Annotated in this window: 1 protein-coding gene; it reads left to right on the forward strand. The window is 59.8% G+C overall.

Features of this window, described 5'->3' with window-relative positions:
• The coding region (locus Q4563_RS20625; protein WP_303605844.1) for a TolC family protein at nt 1-261 on the forward strand (261 nt) is incomplete at both ends.

Here is a 261-nt window from a genome sequence, read left to right on the forward strand (position 1 = left end):
GTTCCTGAATTGGCCGCCATGCCACCACGGCCGTTGCCACGACTGCCGTCTTCATCCCCCCGTGTTTCTCTGTCAGCCTTGCAACAACGGCCAGATGTGCAGCAATCCTGGTTTGCCTTGCAATCGGCGAATGCCGCGCTGGCGGCAGCCATTGCCAACCGCTATCCAAGGCTGACGCTGTCGGCGTCTTATTCGGCATCCGACGCCAATCTGGCCGATATCTTTGATAACTGGGTAGGGAATCTGGCGGCGGGTCTGGTC

It is taken from the genome of Gilvimarinus sp. 1_MG-2023 (assembly GCF_030548285.1).